Origin of the sequence: Clostridium sp. OM02-18AC, from assembly GCF_003481825.1 — a bacterium.
In the GTDB taxonomy this organism is placed as follows: Bacteria; Bacillota; Clostridia; order Lachnospirales; family Lachnospiraceae; genus Brotaphodocola.
The window spans coordinates 13662-28534 of the sequence record NZ_QULW01000026.1; the positions used below are offsets into that span (position 1 = coordinate 13662).

19 protein-coding genes are annotated in these 14873 nt (G+C 45.2%); 18 read left to right on the forward strand and 1 reads right to left on the reverse strand.

Going from position 1 to position 14873, the window contains the following annotated elements:
* Positions 1-98: 98 nt before the first annotated feature.
* The 15 genes from DXB18_RS15005 to DXB18_RS15070 all read left to right on the forward strand — a co-directional run bounded on the left by DXB18_RS15005 (position 99) and on the right by DXB18_RS15070 (position 12435).
* Positions 99-662 (forward strand): hypothetical protein, encoded by a 564-nt coding sequence (locus DXB18_RS15005; protein ID WP_002304412.1) that lies wholly within the window; start codon positions 99-101, stop codon positions 660-662.
* Positions 663-924: 262 nt separating this feature from the next.
* The gene (locus DXB18_RS15010; RefSeq protein WP_002304413.1) at positions 925-1230 is read left to right on the forward strand and encodes a helix-turn-helix transcriptional regulator; all 306 of its coding nucleotides are present in this window, start codon (positions 925-927) and stop codon (positions 1228-1230) included.
* 514 nt (positions 1231-1744) lie between these two features.
* Positions 1745-2152: a type II toxin-antitoxin system PemK/MazF family toxin gene (locus DXB18_RS15015; protein WP_002578938.1), complete on the forward strand. Its 408-nt coding sequence runs from the start codon at positions 1745-1747 to the stop codon at positions 2150-2152.
* A 6-nt stretch (positions 2153-2158) separates the two neighbouring features.
* Complete coding sequence (locus tag DXB18_RS15020) at positions 2159-2395, forward strand: helix-turn-helix domain-containing protein (RefSeq protein ID WP_002304418.1); 237 nt, start codon at positions 2159-2161, stop codon at positions 2393-2395.
* A gap of 117 nt (positions 2396-2512) precedes the next feature.
* Positions 2513-3136, forward strand: a complete 624-nt coding sequence (locus DXB18_RS15025) for a helix-turn-helix domain-containing protein (protein ID WP_002304420.1) — start codon at positions 2513-2515, stop codon at positions 3134-3136.
* Positions 3137-3140: 4 nt separating this feature from the next.
* Positions 3141-4514 (forward strand): site-specific integrase, encoded by a 1374-nt coding sequence (locus tag DXB18_RS15030; protein WP_002304423.1) that lies wholly within the window; start codon positions 3141-3143, stop codon positions 4512-4514.
* An 85-nt stretch (positions 4515-4599) separates the two neighbouring features.
* Positions 4600-4905 carry a hypothetical protein gene (locus DXB18_RS15035; RefSeq protein ID WP_002304425.1) on the forward strand — a complete coding sequence of 102 codons (306 nt, stop codon included), beginning with the start codon at positions 4600-4602 and terminating at the stop codon, positions 4903-4905.
* A gap of 922 nt (positions 4906-5827) precedes the next feature.
* Positions 5828-6127 (forward strand): DUF3847 domain-containing protein, encoded by a 300-nt coding sequence (locus DXB18_RS15040; protein WP_118708717.1) that lies wholly within the window; start codon positions 5828-5830, stop codon positions 6125-6127.
* Entirely contained in the window at positions 6127-7308 is a 1182-nt protein-coding gene (gene mobQ / locus DXB18_RS15045; protein ID WP_243103530.1) for a MobQ family relaxase, read from the forward strand. The genes DXB18_RS15040 and mobQ overlap by 1 nt, the downstream gene beginning before the upstream one ends.
* On the forward strand, positions 7305-7628 hold the full coding sequence (locus tag DXB18_RS16630; RefSeq protein ID WP_243103533.1) for a hypothetical protein: 324 nt from the start codon (positions 7305-7307) through the stop codon (positions 7626-7628). Before mobQ ends, DXB18_RS16630 begins: the two co-directional genes overlap by 4 nt.
* A 14-nt stretch (positions 7629-7642) precedes the next feature.
* Complete coding sequence (locus tag DXB18_RS15050; RefSeq protein WP_118708719.1) at positions 7643-9505, forward strand: AAA family ATPase; 1863 nt, start codon at positions 7643-7645, stop codon at positions 9503-9505.
* Between the two features lie 92 nt (positions 9506-9597).
* On the forward strand, positions 9598-9792 hold the full coding sequence (locus DXB18_RS15055) for an excisionase (RefSeq protein WP_118708721.1): 195 nt from the start codon (positions 9598-9600) through the stop codon (positions 9790-9792).
* Between the two features lie 242 nt (positions 9793-10034).
* Positions 10035-11000, forward strand: a complete 966-nt coding sequence (locus tag DXB18_RS15060) for a tyrosine-type recombinase/integrase (protein WP_243103538.1) — start codon at positions 10035-10037, stop codon at positions 10998-11000.
* A 354-nt stretch (positions 11001-11354) separates the two neighbouring features.
* Complete coding sequence (locus DXB18_RS15065; protein ID WP_090140870.1) at positions 11355-11732, forward strand: TnpV protein; 378 nt, start codon at positions 11355-11357, stop codon at positions 11730-11732.
* A 46-nt stretch (positions 11733-11778) separates the two neighbouring features.
* Positions 11779-12435: a hypothetical protein gene (locus DXB18_RS15070; RefSeq protein WP_090140868.1), complete on the forward strand. Its 657-nt coding sequence runs from the start codon at positions 11779-11781 to the stop codon at positions 12433-12435.
* A gap of 96 nt (positions 12436-12531) precedes the next feature.
* Here DXB18_RS15070 and DXB18_RS15075 read toward each other — a convergent pair whose 3' ends face one another.
* Positions 12532-13338 carry a helix-turn-helix transcriptional regulator gene (locus DXB18_RS15075; protein ID WP_002594811.1) on the reverse strand — a complete coding sequence of 269 codons (807 nt, stop codon included), beginning with the start codon at positions 13336-13338 and terminating at the stop codon, positions 12532-12534.
* A 483-nt stretch (positions 13339-13821) separates the two neighbouring features.
* Between DXB18_RS15075 and DXB18_RS15085 the strand changes: the two genes are divergently transcribed.
* From DXB18_RS15085 to DXB18_RS15095, 3 genes are read left to right on the forward strand one after another with little or no spacing between them, the layout of a single operon-like run.
* Positions 13822-14010 carry a hypothetical protein gene (locus DXB18_RS15085; RefSeq protein WP_118025125.1) on the forward strand — a complete coding sequence of 63 codons (189 nt, stop codon included), beginning with the start codon at positions 13822-13824 and terminating at the stop codon, positions 14008-14010.
* Entirely contained in the window at positions 14007-14348 is a 342-nt protein-coding gene (locus tag DXB18_RS15090) for a DeoR family transcriptional regulator (protein WP_008703761.1), read from the forward strand. Before DXB18_RS15085 ends, DXB18_RS15090 begins: the two co-directional genes overlap by 4 nt.
* A complete protein-coding gene (locus tag DXB18_RS15095) occupies positions 14341-14637 on the forward strand; it encodes a DUF3847 domain-containing protein (RefSeq protein WP_008703759.1) in 297 nt (98 codons plus the stop codon). Before DXB18_RS15090 ends, DXB18_RS15095 begins: the two co-directional genes overlap by 8 nt.
* Positions 14638-14873 lie beyond the last annotated feature (236 nt).

The window sequence follows — 14873 nt, forward strand, 5'->3', positions numbered from 1 at the left end:
AGTCATTCTTGTCCCATGGTATTTGTTTCCCTTTAGCCAAGTGACAGGAGTTAGAAAGGAATTCTTATTTTATGGATTAGGCTGAAAGGAGATTCTGAATGAGCAGATATAATACACAGGTATTAAGCAGTATTCGAATGCTTTGCCGGATGCAGAACATTGACGAGAAGGTTCTGTATGAAAGAGCAAAGCTGATTTTATCCATATATCGAGAGGTGTGCTGGTCTACCATTGATCGTGCGAATGATGTATGTGATACCCTTATTTGTACTTACGGTGACAGCTTAGATGGTGCATTGATTTATCTGGAGAACTTTGCTCCGGATGAAGCGAGAGAACGATTTGAAGAACGCATTCGCAGCTTATTTGAGACAAAGTGGATCATTGAACTGGTAGATATGGCTATGTTGAAAATCAGAGAATATCCAGATAAAGGCGCTCTGTACTGTGAGATTATCTCAAAGGCATATCTCAACCGCTTCAAGTACAGGGAATCAGAAATGCTGGAGGTTTTGAATATGGAACGCAGCACCTACTATGACCGAAAGAAAGAAGCGATACTGTTATTTGGTCTGTCACTTTGGGGAACAGCCATTCCTAAATTGAAAGATTTCCTGGAAAGTGCCCGGGAGGAAGAAGCATTGTGTTATTGTGAATGCTAAGACAGGATTTTAGTCCGACTAAAATCCGATGAAAATACGACGGTTCCCCTACTGAAAGTCCGACTTGTCCAGTGTTAAAATGGCTATGCTGGGAGATAGCGGCATAAAATTGAATAGAGAGAGTTACGCCTCGTGCCTGTAATGGGTACGGGGCTTTTTTTATACCTGCCTATTTTCCCCCATAATTAACACAAAGGCATGAACGAGAGCTTGGAGTAATTTACTCCGGCTCTTTTTTTATGCCTGCAAGGAGGACAGGCAGATGGCAAAGGGTATTGAGAATCGGGCACGATCTCCTCCCGCTGTTTTTGATTTTGCAACTTCACAAATTCAAAAACACGGAGGAACGAAAATGTATTACGACTTGGTTGAAAGCGGAAAAAGAATTAAAGCCTTGAGAAAGGAACATGGGCTTACACAGGAACAGCTTGCGGAGCAGTTAGGTGTTGCCGCAAACACCATTGCACGAATTGAAACCGGCAACAGAGGTATCTCTATTGATTTGGCAATCGAACTGGTTGTGCGCTTTGAGACAACCCTTGATTACATATTTTTAGGTCGTGAATAACCTCAAAACTATACCTACGAGGCAATAAAAACTTGCATGAGGAACAGGTACAATTTAGATACAGCCAAAGAAAATCGGCTGCTTGATCCTTGAAAACTGAATACACAGTCATCGAATACGTTCCTGTTGCCGGTGCGAGAGCATCAGCCACATCAGCGGTACGCCGAGACGTATCGGATAGAGAAACAGAACGACTTTCTTCTATAAATTAAGCGCTTGTCTCTCTCCCGATGCCAGCGATCAATACTGGCTTGTAAATATTGGGTTGCTCCCAATACGGCCATGAAAGCAACAGGATTAAAGATACTTCTCTACGGAGCTGGCGGAGAACCCGGCAGAGGTTAGATTCCTATGGAACTGATTCGCAATCAGTCGTTCGGTGATTCCCTGAGGGCGTAAGCCCTCTTTCCCAGGGGTGCGTGGCAAATATGGGACACATAGACTTTTGGACTGACTGCCTGATTCCTTTCTGGCAGTCAGTTATTACATAGCCAACGAAAGGAGGTCATGGCACATGATGAAAGAAAATTGGGTATATTGCCGTGGTGATATTTATTGCGCCAAGCTGGACCCGGTAGTTGGGTCGGAACAAGGCGGCATCCGTCCGGTTATCGTCATTCAGAACGATACCGGTAATAAACACGCTCCCACATTGATTGTGGCAACGGTCACCACCAGAATCCATAAGAAAGCGAATATGCCGACGCACTTTGTTATTTACGACAATCCTGCATTCAAAGAAGCGTCCGTTGTTCAGCTGGAACAGATTCGTACCATTGATAAAAGCAGGATTGATAATTACTTAGGTAAGGTAACGCCCCGTGAAATGGTAGCGATTGAGAAAGCCTTATCTGTCAGCCTGGCAATGGAACAGCTGAAAAAGCGTTCCCCAAAACATAAAGCAAAGAGAGCGAAGGAGTGAACATAAATGTTTGAAGAAAGAATCGCTGCCATGAATCAGCGCACCGAAGAAGCGATGGCTGCTAACGCAGTTCAGTTTGATAAGAGAACCTATACGGTTGATGAGATTCAGGATATTCTGGGCATCAGCAGAACCAGCGCATACAACCTTGTGAAAAAGAAAGTTTTCCATAGCGTCCGCATCGGTGGCAGTATCAGAATCTCCAAAAAGAGTTTTGATGAGTGGTTGGATCATCAAATGTAAGATTTGTCAAGGGCGTCGTACAACCCGGCGACAAACTTCAAAACATATTGAGAGTTCGATAAAATGTAGCCATGACAAGAAACACATGGCTACATTTTTTACATAGGAGGTTGTACGATGGCGGAAATGAGAAAACGCACGAGTATGTCTGTTCTGGAAATGGGCAGGATGCTCGGTCTTGGTAAAACGGAGTCATACTGGCTCATTAAGAAGAATTACTTCAAAACCATTCTTGTCGGCAACACCATGAGGGTGATGATCGACAGCTTTGAAGAATGGTATGCCAATCAGTTCAAATACCAGAAGGTCGATGGAACCCCTCCCGGCGAGGAATTGAAGAAAACTACATATTCAATGGAGGAGCTTGGACAGCGCCTTGGGCTGAAAGAAGCGACTGCTTACGAACTGGTTGCCAAAGGGCATTTTGATGTGGTCGATGTCCTGGGCAAGCGCAGAGTGACAAAGGAGAGCTTTGAAAGATGGTATGCTTCTCAAACCGATTACCGCACGGTAGAGGATCAGGAACTGGATGCAGATATTATGGCATCCACCTACGGTCTGCCGGAAATGGCAAGAATGCTTGGGGTACATCGTCAGACCATTTACTATATCGTTGCCAATGAAGATTTTGAGCTTATCAAGGTTGGCAGGTATAAGCGAGCTACCAAAGAGAGCTTTGAAAAATGGTATCACAATCAGACCCGCTACCAGTTAGCGGAAGATAGACAGGAAAGGAGCTGATTACATGGCATCTATCGTTAAGAGAAAAAAGAAGTATTCTGTGGTTTATACATACACCGATGAGAACGGCAACAAGCGTCAGAAGTGGGAAACCTTTGAAACGAATGCCGAAGCAAAGAAAAGGAAGTTGCAGGTTGAATATGAGCAGGAGTCCGGAACCTTTATTCCCCCTTCTGCTAAAACCGTCAATGATCTTTTGGATGAGTATATGTCAATCTATGGTGTGAACACCTGGGCGATGTCTACCTATGAAAGCAGAAAGAGCCTGATTGCAAACTATATTCGTCCCCTCATCGGTGATATGAAGCTGGAGGATGTCACGCCGAGAATCATGGACAAGTATTACCGAGATTTGCTTTCTGTCAAAGCGGTTTCTTCTAAGTATGTAAAAGCCCGTACAGAATATCTGACTCCGCATACTGTCCGAGAGGTTCACAAGACATTGCGAAATGCTTTCAATCAAGCGGTCAAGTGGGAATTGATGACCAGAAACCCTGTGGAGCACGCTACGCTGCCGAAAGAAGAACACAAGACCAGGGATATCTGGACAGCAGAAGTGCTCCAGAAGGCTCTGGAAGCCTGTGACGATGATATTCTTCGTCTGGCTATTAACCTTGCCTTCTCCTGTTCCCTGCGAATGGGCGAGCTTCTGGGGCTTACCTGGGACTGTATTGACATTTCCCCCACCAGTATTGAACTTGGTCAGGCAAGCATCTTCGTTGAAAAGGAGTTGCAGAGAGTAAATCGTGAAGCGATGGCAGATCTGGACGGTAAGGACATCATGTTCAAGTTCCCACCGACCTTCGCCAGTACGCATACCGCATTGGTTCTCAAAACTCCTAAGACCAAAACAAGTGTCCGCAAGGTGTTCTTACCGAAAACCGTAGCGGAAATGTTGGTACAGCGAAAGGCTGACATCGAAGAACTGAAAGACCTTTTCGGTGACGAGTTCGTAGACTTCAATCTGGTTTTCTGTTCTTCCAATGGCAAGCCGATTGAGGGGCAGGTTATCAACCGTGCTTTCAATAAGCTGATTGAGGAGAAGGGACTGCCGAAAGTGGTTTTCCATAGTCTCCGACATTCCAGTATCACTTACAAGCTGAAGCTGAACGGCGGCGATATGAAATCCGTTCAAGGCGATTCCGGTCATGCACAGGTCAAGATGGTAGCGGATGTTTACTCCCATATCATCGACGATGACCGCAGACTGAACGCTGAAAGAATGGAAGCTGCGTTCTACTCAGGCAGACAGGCAACGCCTGAGCCGGTTCAACCAGCCGCAACGGAAAGCTCCGCTGATGATAAAGAACTTCTTCTGAAGCTTCTGCAAAATCCGGAAATGGCAGCACTCCTGAAGTCGCTGGCAAAAACATTATAGTAACTGCAAGGGCAGATCCTTTTACATAGCTACAATAGCTGTAAAAGGGTCTGCCCTTATTTTTTTGTTATGGAGGTCAACGAGTATGGATAGAATCTTTATGGACGAGTATTACGAGCATCTGAGAGCTGACAATATCGAGGCATTTTCCAAGGAAAGGAACGACGAATATGTTGGCAGAGCTGAGGAATACAAAGCAGCAAAGTCGGCATTGCTTGAAGGATTGGGACTTGAGCATTTGTTTGACCATAGCCATGAACTGACTCCGAAAGAGAAAGAAATATGGATGCTGTTCGATAGGGTTGATGTAGCAGAGCTTCTTGCAAGGGATGCTTTTGCCAAGGGTGCTTATATGCTCGGCGCTGAGGATAGAGAGATTATGCTGAAATAAAAAAAGACCTGCTTCGGCGGGTCTAAATTACATAGAATCATTGAGTCTGAAAAACCTTTGAAATTCTTAATAATTCTGGTTGAAAAATTCATTTTGAAATGATATATAAAACAGACTGAAATCTGTGTCTAAGGACACCCGCACCCTCACACGAGAATGAATAGGATTTCCTATCATTTCGCATCACGAGAAGTTACATAGTGACATTTACTTGCACTTGCAACGTCCACCAAAAATCGAAAGACTTGCTAATTTCGAGCCAATCGGACGGTGTAAAATCCCTCTGAATTAGCTATCACAGCGTAGTATCAGATGGGATTTGAAATGCTGAAAAACCTTGTATTTCCAAGCATTTTTAAGCATTAGATGCCACTTCCCGATGTCGTATCGGGTCTACTCCTAAGCAGACATTATCTGTTCGTCTACTGTTTGGCGTTTATAAAACTGTATGTTTTCAAAAAACGAAATAATTCAATGTAATTGATAGGAAGCATCCAACTTCAGCGGTTGGGTGCTTTTCTTTTGCCCTAAAAATTATTATTCATCGTAGATTGAGCATTTTGTCGAGAGCGCACCACAGTGGAAGTTCCTCTGTACAAGGTCATAAAAATCTGGAAAAGGCACTGTACAAATGAACTTACTCTATACCTACGAGGCAATAAAATGATGCTTCAAAATCCATTATACTTTTCTCAAAGCTAAAGCAAGCCACCTTCCCTTAGGAACTAAGGGCGCACTTCTATACCGGTTATTCCATTCCGGTATGTGCGTTCTCCGAAGGTAAATGCTCCTGTGTCTGAACACATTCACATATTACGGAATTACATTCCGGGCAAGAGATAACTCTTGCGGCTACCGCCTATTTCTTTTTACATACCTTGCTTTGGGCAAGGATGAATAAAAGACAAGGAGCGAAAGAAAAATGGAAAACAAAGAAAAAACTTTGGCGGAATTAGATGCTGCACGATTGAAGGTAAAACAGTATGAAAACAAAATTCAGCTTCTGGAAAATCGCAAGCGGTATCTGGAAAAGAAAGCCGACCGCCAGCGCACGCACCATCTTTGCAATATGGGTGGTGCCATACAAAGCATTTCCAGAGAGGCAGACTCCCTGACAAGAGTAGAGTTTTACTCTCTGATGGAACAGGTTTTTGCGCTGCCTGCGGTGCAGGAATTGGTGGGCACCGCTGTGCAGAACCATAATGCGGGAGGTGATCGCTAATGGCATTGTATCACTTCCATGTAGAGCAGATTAAACGCAGCGAGGGGCGAACCGCCGTTGCCAGCGCTGCCTATCGTGCCGGTGAGAAACTGCACAATCTCTGGGATGGAGAAACCCACGATTATACCAAGAAAGGCGGCGTGATTCTTTCGGAAATTATGCTTCCGGAGTATGCGCCTGAAAGATTTTCTGACAGGCACACCCTCTGGAATGAAGTGGAGCAAATTGAAAAACATTACAAGGCACAGCTTGCCTACAGCTTTGACATGGCTCTGCAAAATGAATTTTCTTTAGATGAGAACATCGCACTGGCAAGAGAATTTGTACAGAAATACTTTGTTTCTGACGGCATGATTTGCGATCTTGCGGTACATCAGCCTGACCGGGGAGACGGCGGCATTCCCAACCCACATTTTCATGTTCTGGTTCCCATTCGTCCGCTGAACGCTGACGGAATCTGGGGAGCAAAACAACACCGGGTTTATCATTTGGACAAGGATGGCAACCGAATCAAAAAAGAAGATGGCAGTTGGGCTTTCGATGCTGTTCCAACCACAAATTGGGGCAAGCCGGAAACGCTGGACTTATGGCGTAAAGCCTGGGCAGATATGGTCAATGCCCGATTGGAAGAAAAAGGGCTGGACTGCCGCATTGATCATCGTTCCTATGTGGACCAGGGACTGGATTTGATTCCAACTGTCCACGAAGGGCCGCACGTTCGCAAGATGGAAAAGAAAGGCATCCGCACGGAAAAAGGCGAATTGAATCGCTGGATCAAAGCTACCAACCGGATGATCCGCAATATACAAGCCACCCTTGCGGCACTGAAAGAGTGGCTGGCGGAAGCAAAGGAAATTCTGAAAGAGCCGCAGGAAGTTTACCTTGCTCAGTTGCTCAGTGATGTTCATGCTTTGCGCAATCAAACCGCAATGAGGTATGCCCGAGGAAAAGCCAAAGCGAAGAAAAATAATCTGAAGCGTTTTATGAATGAGTGCGATTATCTGAAACAGCGAGGGGTTCTGACGCTCAGCGATTTTGAAAAACATCTTTCTTCTGTTAGCGAAACGGTGGAGAGCAGAAAATCTTCCATGCACTGGAAACAGACTCGTTTGAAAGAGCTTCAGCAGCTGATGGAGGATGCAAAGACCTATGCTGCGTTAAAGCGGTCTTGGATGAAATGAAGAAAGAAAAATATCGTTTTACCAGAGCTAAGGAGAAGTATAAGGCGGAACACGAAGGTGAGCTTCACCGGTTTTATATGGTAAAGCGAAAACTGAAAGAGAGTGGCTTTGAAAAAGATCCTTTTCCTCTGGATGCCTGGCAGAAAGAATTTTCCGACCTGTCGGCACAGCGAGAAGCTGAATATCAGGAATATAAGCTGCTGCAAAAGGATCTGACGATGCAGTATCAGATTAAGGGTGATGTGGATCAGGCAATGCGTGAAAATCATCCTGAAATGCCGCACCACAATAAAGCCAAAAAAACAGAAACTGTATTGTAGGCGGGAGGTGGAATATGAATTATACGCAAGAACAAATTGACCGTGCGAACCAGGTTGATTTGAAAGAATTTTTATGCTCACATGGTGAGCAGGTCACAAAAAGCGGAAATGAGTACCGATGGAAACGGCATGACAGTTTGACCATTCAGGGAAATAAATGGTTCCGCCATAGCCAGAGCAAAGGAGGCTACCCTGTTGAATTTGTAATGGAGTTCTTTGGAAAAACCTTCCCGGAAGCAATGCTTTTACTGATTGGAGAAGCACCGGCAAACAACGGCGTCGCAGCTCCTTCGGAAGATTTCAGACTTCCGCCAAGAAACCGATATGTTGCAAGAGCGATGGCCTATCTCCGTCAGCGAAACATCCCGGAAGAACTGGTTCAGGAGTTCTATAAGGAAGGACTGATTTATGAGGATGCCCGGCACCACAACATCGTGTTTGTAGGAAAGGATGAAACGGGGATTCCCCGTTATGCCCACTGCAAAGGGACGGAAGGTTCTTTTCGTATGGATGTGCAAGGTTCGGACAAGTCCCACAATTTTGCCTATCGCAGCGATGGAAAAAGCCTGTTTGTGTTTGAAGCGCCGATTGATCTGATGTCCTTTATTGCGCTGTACCCGAATGATTGGAAAATGCGAAATTATCTGTCCTTGGGTGGTGTGGGAGCGAAGGCGCTGGAAGGGTTTCTTTCTGAACGCAAGAATATAGAAAACGTTTATATCTGCACCGACTCGGATAAAGCCGGTAATGATGCCGTAAACCGTCTGTTAGAAAGTATTCCCGAATATATGATGGTTATTCGTCTGACCCCATGCGAGAAAGACTGGAACGAAGTTCTGAAACAAAAGGACAAGCTGCCTGACAGAAAATATATTTCCCGAAGGATCATGCTGCGTGGGGAATCGGAAAAGAAAGCGGTTCCCATGATTCGTATGAGCGAGGTTCAGCAAACAGAGGTGGAATGGCTTTGGTATCCCTACATCCCATTTGGAAAGCAGACGATTATTCAGGGCAACCCCGGCGAGGGGAAAACATTCTTTGCCATGCAGCTTGCGGCAGCCTGCACCAACCGAAAGTTTCTGTCTCAGATGGAGCCTTTTGAATCATTCAATATGATTTTTCAGACAGCCGAGGATGGTCTGGGGGATACGGTAAAGCCGAGGTTGCTTTCAGCTGAGGCGGATCTGGAGCGAGTGCTGGTTATTGACGATGCGGACAATCCGCTGACCTTGGCAGATGAGCGTATTGAAAATGCAATCAGAGAGAATCATGCCCGTCTGGTTATCATTGATCCATTACAGGCTTTTCTTGGAGCCAATGTGGATATGAACCGGGCAAATGAGGTACGCCCGATCTTCCGTAGGCTGGTCGATGTGGCACAAGCTACCAACTGCGCCATTGTGATGATCGGTCATCTGAATAAGGCAGCAGGCAGCCAAAGCACCTACCGTGGACTTGGTTCTATTGACATTACTGCTGTGGTGAGAAGCTTGTTGTTTATCGGCAAGGTAAAGACAGATCCGACCACCCGGGTGATTGTCCATGAGAAAAGTTCTCTGGCCCCGCCTGGGCAGTCCTTGGCATTTTCTCTGGGAGATGAAAAGGGCTTCCGTTGGATTGGAGCCTATGACATCAGCGCAGAAGATCTGCTTGCCGGTGGTGAGGGCAGCAAGACGGAGCTGAAGCAGGAACAGGCGGTGAAGCTGATAGATGAGTTTTTGTCTGAGGGCAGAAAAGTTTCCATTGCAGAGATCAATAAGGAAGCAGCAGAACGAGGAATTTCTGAGCGCACGATGCGTATGGCAAGAAATTCTATGGGAGATAAAATCGCAAGTGAGCGTCAGGGAAAAGACTGGTGGATCTGGTTCAGGGAATAAACAGAGAACCGGCAAATACGTGAAGCGGCAAAGGTTTTATAGAACCCAAAGCCTGCCACTTTGCCACTTGGATATAGAGATGGAGGCATTGTATGAAAGAAATTCCTATTTGGGAAAAAGCAAATTTGACATTGGAAGAAGCGGCAGCGTATTCCGGCATTGGAACCGGTAAACTGCGTGAGATTACCAACGACAGGAACTGCAATTTTGTTCTTTGGGTAGGCAACAAGCGACTGATCAAAAAACGCCTATTTGACAAATTTATTGAGCAGGTGTTTTCCATCTAATATCTGTAGAACAATAATAGAAAAAGAGGTCTTGGTGTGATACAATGTAGGTGTCACATCGAGACTCCTTTTGAAAGAAAGGAGATCGAAATTGAGCGAAAAGCGGAAAGATCATAAAGGGCGTATCCTGAAAGCAGGAGCTTCGTCAGAAAGAAAAGGGAATTCAGAAGCAGATTGACGAAGGAATTGACTATGAAGCAGGACAAATTACGGTCATTGAGCTGTTGGAGAAGTACATCAGCTTGAAGAAAGGTGTGCGCTACAATACACAAGTCGGCTATCGGTTTGTTTTGAATCTGGTCAGGAAAGAAGATTTCGGCTACCGCAAAATCAGCACCGTCAAAGTATCGGATGCGAAACAGTGGTTTGCAAAGCTGCAAAAGGATGGCAGAGGCTTTAGTACCATCAGCAGTGTGCGAGGTGTTATCAAACCAGCGTTTCAGATGGCCTACGATGAGGATGCTGTCAGAAAGAATCCGTTTGTTTTCAAACTGACGGATGTAGTAGTTAATGATACGGTACCGAGAGTTGCACTCACTGAGGAACACTTGGGAATCTGGATGAATTTCATCGAGAAAGACAATACCTACTGCAAATACTACGATGAGTTCGTGGTACTTTTGGAAACCGGCATGAGAGTCAGCGAGTTCTGCGGTCTGACCCAAAAAGATCTGGATTTCAAAAATCGCAGAATCCGTGTGGATCACCAGCTGATTCGTGAGCGTGGCGGAAAATACTATGTTGAGGAGACCAAGACGAGCAGCGGACGCCGCTTTCTGCCGATGAATGAAACGGTGTATGACTCTTTGAAAAAGATGCTGGAGCGCCGCCCTGAGATCAAGACAGAACCTATGGTAGACGGCTACAGCGGCTTCATCATGCTGAACAAGAACGGGAATCCCAAAGTAGCATTACACATTGAAAACGAGATGCGCTGGGCGATGAAGAAATACAAGAAGCTTCATTCGGACAGCCCTCTGCCGCATATCACCCCTCATGTGTTCCGGCACACCTTCTGCACGAACTATGCAAACGACGGCATGGATATTAAAGACCTCCAGTACCTGATGGGTCACTCGGATGCGGGCGTGACACTAAATGTTTACACCCACGCAAGCTACGCACACGCTGCGGAGCAGATGGCGGAAATCTCACAGTTCCGCCATTCCCCTGAAGCAAAAAAAGACAGGGGTTTTGCTGTTGGATAAATAGCAAATATGGTGGTAGTATCTTACATTTACTACACCATTTATTACACCACTTGGTGGTGTAGTTACATAGATTTATAGAGACTTATGAAAAAATAAAGAAAAGCCGAAAGCCAGAAAAACCCTGTAATATCAGTGTTTTTGAGGCTTATGGAGGAATATAGAGATTATGATAAAAGTGCTTTTCATCTGTCACGGCAGGATTTACCGGGCATGATGAAAAATCTCAAATCGTCTCATAAGCCCCGTTTTTAAGCGTTTTTTGTGTTTCAGTCTCAAATTTACCAAAGATTTACCAATATTTCTGGAGAGCCAGACTTGCAAAAAAATGAGCCAGAATGAGGAGATTAAAACATGGGCGAATTGAAATCAAGAATAACGGAAAACGGAATTGATTATATCCTTGTTGGGGATTACTACATCCCAGACTTGAAACTGCCGGAGGAACACCGCCCCATTGGAAAGTATGGACGGCTACACCGGGAATATTTAAGAGAAGCCCACCCAGCCAGATTGAACACATTGACACTGACCGGGGAGTTATGGACATACCTTGCAGACCTGAACGAACAAGCACAGGAACGGTTAGCCACCATCATGGAGCAGATGAAAGCTGTCGAGGGCGTGACAGAGGAATTAAAGCGCACTTCTCAAATGGAATGGGTGCAGCGTTGCAATAACATTCACAACCGGGCAGAAGAAATTGTTTTGCATGAGATGATTTATTCATAACGGTATGATAGAATGATTACTGTTAAATTAGAATTGGGAGATGCCTATGAACAAGTTTTTGAATGATATAAGGAGTGCCGAAAATCCTATATCTGGTAATAGAAAAATTATAAATACCATAGCTGTATTGTTCCTTGGAATAGCTTTGGGGACTTTTTCAAAATTTTTGGATTTTCGTCAAACTGAACTGCCAAGTGTGCTTATGGCAATAGATGGGGCATTAGATGTTCATAATTTCCTTGGGCGTTTTGAAATTTGGGTATTGATTGCACTGTGTATTTCTATTTATAGTAATTCTGCAACAAGAGCAAGTGTTAATGTTTTTGCGTTTTTTGCTGGCATGGTTGCAAGTTACTATTTGTATTCAAACTATGTCGCAGGATTTTTCCCAAGAAGCTACGCTATGATTTGGTTTGGCTTTACCATGATTTCTCCGTTCTTGGCATTTGTCTGTTGGTATGCGAAAGGAAAAAGCAGACCTGCATTTATGCTATCAGTATTGATTTTAGCAGTATTGTTTAACATGACTTTCGTATATGGATGGGGATATTTCGAAGCACGCTCTGTTTTAGAATTGATAGTCTTTATCATCGGACTTACTGTTTTGAGGAGGGACACATTGAAAAGTTCTGTGCTAATGGGAACAATTAGTATAGTTCTTGCAGTTTTACTTGATATGGTTATTCCATTTCATTTTGGATAAACAACTTCCAGTGTCGTTCTAAAAATTCAACTGAATAATCCCAGCAAAAACCGCTGCTACATGGAAGCCAACAAACCATGCAACAGCGGTTTTTCTTTACCGTTTTTTCCTCTGGCTAATAGGCGTTCCCATTTTCTTTGATTTTTTGAGAATCCGAATCAGCCAGCGAAATTCTTCGTCTGACAGATTTTTATAGTTGATACCAAGCTGCTTGCAGTAAAGAACAACCAGCTTTTCATCCCGGCTGCCCTTGAAATTTTCGACCGCTTCCAGATTTTCTTTCAGTTCATTAGCAACGGTGGTCTGGGGTGCACTCTCGCTGTCCTTTTTATGGGCTTCCCGAATATCCCGGATAATGAGATTGAGGTCATCCAGAACCATGTGGCTGAAATATTCATCATCACTGATATGGGCGGCTTGCAACACTTTCAAATGGGGGTCGTCTTCGCCAGGGCGATACCGTTCAATGATTTCATGCCGGACGGTATCGACAAGGGCGTTGAGGTTCTGAATCTGCATGGTGGCAATCCCATCCACATAAATCTCAATATCCGCAAGAAACTTGATAAAGTCCTTATGGGTGGCAAGTTCGCACAGCAGACGGTTGTTAATCCGACCGCTTTTCAGAAGTGCTACCATCTCATCACTCAAATGCAGCTCCCTTAATGGCGTGTTGATCTCCGCCCGGTTCTCTGTCCGGCAAAAGAGATAATCGAGGGACACCCCATAAAAATCTGCCAGCAGGATAAGGTTGCCATGATTGATTTCCTTATAGTCATCTTTTTCATAACTGCCAAGAGCCGATTTTGAAATACCCGTTTGCTCAGCCAGTTCTTCCAGTTTTAATCCTTTGTTTAATCGTAAATCTTTTAGCCGTTCCTGTATTGTAGTAGCTCCGTTCATTGAAGCAGTTCCCCCTTCTGACAACATTTATAACCGTTGAATTGATTATACCATATCAATTCCGCAATCGTGGAAATTTCTGATTTTTACCCCTAATTCCTACTTTGTGGACATACGGCATAGGGCACAAAAATGTTCTATGATACAGGTAGTTCATCGATGGATTATTCCAATCGAATGACCAGCCTGTGTGGGATATGCTTCCCCGGCGATGTAGTGCCATGACTTTTGGCAGGGATGTGGAGGAACCCTGACCGAAACGAGCATACCAAAGGGAGCGATACGCCGCTGTGAGATTCAGGGGAGGAACGACACCGGGGAGAACTGGCGAACTGACACCGAAATGATACCGAAACACGACAATCGGATAGGGGGATAGTCTACCCTATCGCTGATAATTCGGGAGATTTTAAGCGGCTCTATGAGCGTAATTTTGCCGAAAATCGCCCCGAAACCATACACTAAAACGGGAGGAAGCGCAATATGCCGAGAATGAGCAAAAAGAGGAAGCTTGAGCTTTCCTTTTACCTCAATGACCGGGGGCGTGTCACTTACAACGAATTATGCCGGAAATGCCAGCACGGGTGCAGGCAGAGCTTCCGGGCGGTTGTGATTGACTGCCCCCGTTATTTATCCAAACGAGCAAAGAAAAAGGAGGAACACACCGAATGAATTTTGAATTTATGACGATAGACACACCATTGCCGCCCTGTATGCCCTTTCCCAGAGCGTTGACAGGATTTCCAGTCAGCAGCACCGCAAAGGTCATGTACTGCCGGATGCTGGACGCTATGCTGTCCAAAGGGCAGGAGGACGAAAATGGAATCCTGTTTGTCTGCTTCCCTGTCACAGCCATTGCTACAGTCCTGTCCCGCAGCCCCATGACGGTCAAGCGTTCTTTGAATGAACTGGAAACCGCCGGGCTTATCATGCGGGTGCGTCAGGGCATTGGAGAACCAAACAGGATTTATGTGCTGATACCGGGAAAGGAGAACGCTGCCCTTGCCTGATACCTCAAAGCTGGAAAAGCTCAACCGGGAGTTGGAAAAAAGCGAAAAGAAACTGCGGAAAGCCATCAATGATGAAAAGGCGTTGCAGCACCAGTTGAAGCAGCTTACCCGAAAGGAACGGACGCACCGGCTCTGTATCCGTGGCGGTATGCTGGAAAGTTTTCTGCAAGAGCCGGAACGCCTGACAGATGATGATGTCAAGGTGTTGCTCAAAATCATTTTTCACAGGCAGGACACGCAGGAATTATTGAAAAAACTGCTGGAACGGAAGAAGCCAGAAACCCCTTAGTTTACTAAGGGCGCAATTATACACCACCCAGAGGTTGGTGCATTGCGTTCTCCGAAGGCTCCTCGCCGGAGGGCTGTGATTTTCCGCAGTCATGGTCTGCTCCAAATCATACAGGGGACGCTACGCTTCCCCTGCGCTGGCTACCACCAGCTACCCTTTTGTGGACTTGCCATCTGGGGACACCTTGCGTTGCAAGCTGTTCCCAGCCGACAAGTTTGAAGTTATAAGTGGATTTT

Bases quoted from the DNA above. Each gene is read 5' to 3' on its own strand.
- DXB18_RS15005 (WP_002304412.1), top strand. From the start codon at position 99: ATGAGCAGATATAATACACAGGTATTAAGCAGTATTCGAATGCTTTGC.
- DXB18_RS15010 (WP_002304413.1), top strand. From the start codon at position 925: ATGGCAAAGGGTATTGAGAATCGGGCACGATCTCCTCCCGCTGTTTTT.
- DXB18_RS15015 (WP_002578938.1), top strand. From the start codon at position 1,745: ATGATGAAAGAAAATTGGGTATATTGCCGTGGTGATATTTATTGCGCC.
- DXB18_RS15020 (WP_002304418.1), top strand. From the start codon at position 2,159: ATGTTTGAAGAAAGAATCGCTGCCATGAATCAGCGCACCGAAGAAGCG.
- DXB18_RS15025 (WP_002304420.1), top strand. From the start codon at position 2,513: ATGGCGGAAATGAGAAAACGCACGAGTATGTCTGTTCTGGAAATGGGC.
- DXB18_RS15030 (WP_002304423.1), top strand. From the start codon at position 3,141: ATGGCATCTATCGTTAAGAGAAAAAAGAAGTATTCTGTGGTTTATACA.
- DXB18_RS15035 (WP_002304425.1), top strand. From the start codon at position 4,600: ATGGATAGAATCTTTATGGACGAGTATTACGAGCATCTGAGAGCTGAC.
- DXB18_RS15040 (WP_118708717.1), top strand. From the start codon at position 5,828: ATGGAAAACAAAGAAAAAACTTTGGCGGAATTAGATGCTGCACGATTG.
- mobQ (WP_243103530.1), top strand. From the start codon at position 6,127: ATGGCATTGTATCACTTCCATGTAGAGCAGATTAAACGCAGCGAGGGG.
- DXB18_RS16630 (WP_243103533.1), top strand. From the start codon at position 7,305: ATGAAGAAAGAAAAATATCGTTTTACCAGAGCTAAGGAGAAGTATAAG.
- DXB18_RS15050 (WP_118708719.1), top strand. From the start codon at position 7,643: ATGAATTATACGCAAGAACAAATTGACCGTGCGAACCAGGTTGATTTG.
- DXB18_RS15055 (WP_118708721.1), top strand. From the start codon at position 9,598: ATGAAAGAAATTCCTATTTGGGAAAAAGCAAATTTGACATTGGAAGAA.
- DXB18_RS15065 (WP_090140870.1), top strand. From the start codon at position 11,355: ATGGGCGAATTGAAATCAAGAATAACGGAAAACGGAATTGATTATATC.
- DXB18_RS15070 (WP_090140868.1), top strand. From the start codon at position 11,779: ATGAACAAGTTTTTGAATGATATAAGGAGTGCCGAAAATCCTATATCT.
- DXB18_RS15075 (WP_002594811.1), bottom strand. From the start codon at position 13,338: ATGAACGGAGCTACTACAATACAGGAACGGCTAAAAGATTTACGATTA.
- DXB18_RS15085 (WP_118025125.1), top strand. From the start codon at position 13,822: ATGCCGAGAATGAGCAAAAAGAGGAAGCTTGAGCTTTCCTTTTACCTC.
- DXB18_RS15090 (WP_008703761.1), top strand. From the start codon at position 14,007: ATGAATTTTGAATTTATGACGATAGACACACCATTGCCGCCCTGTATG.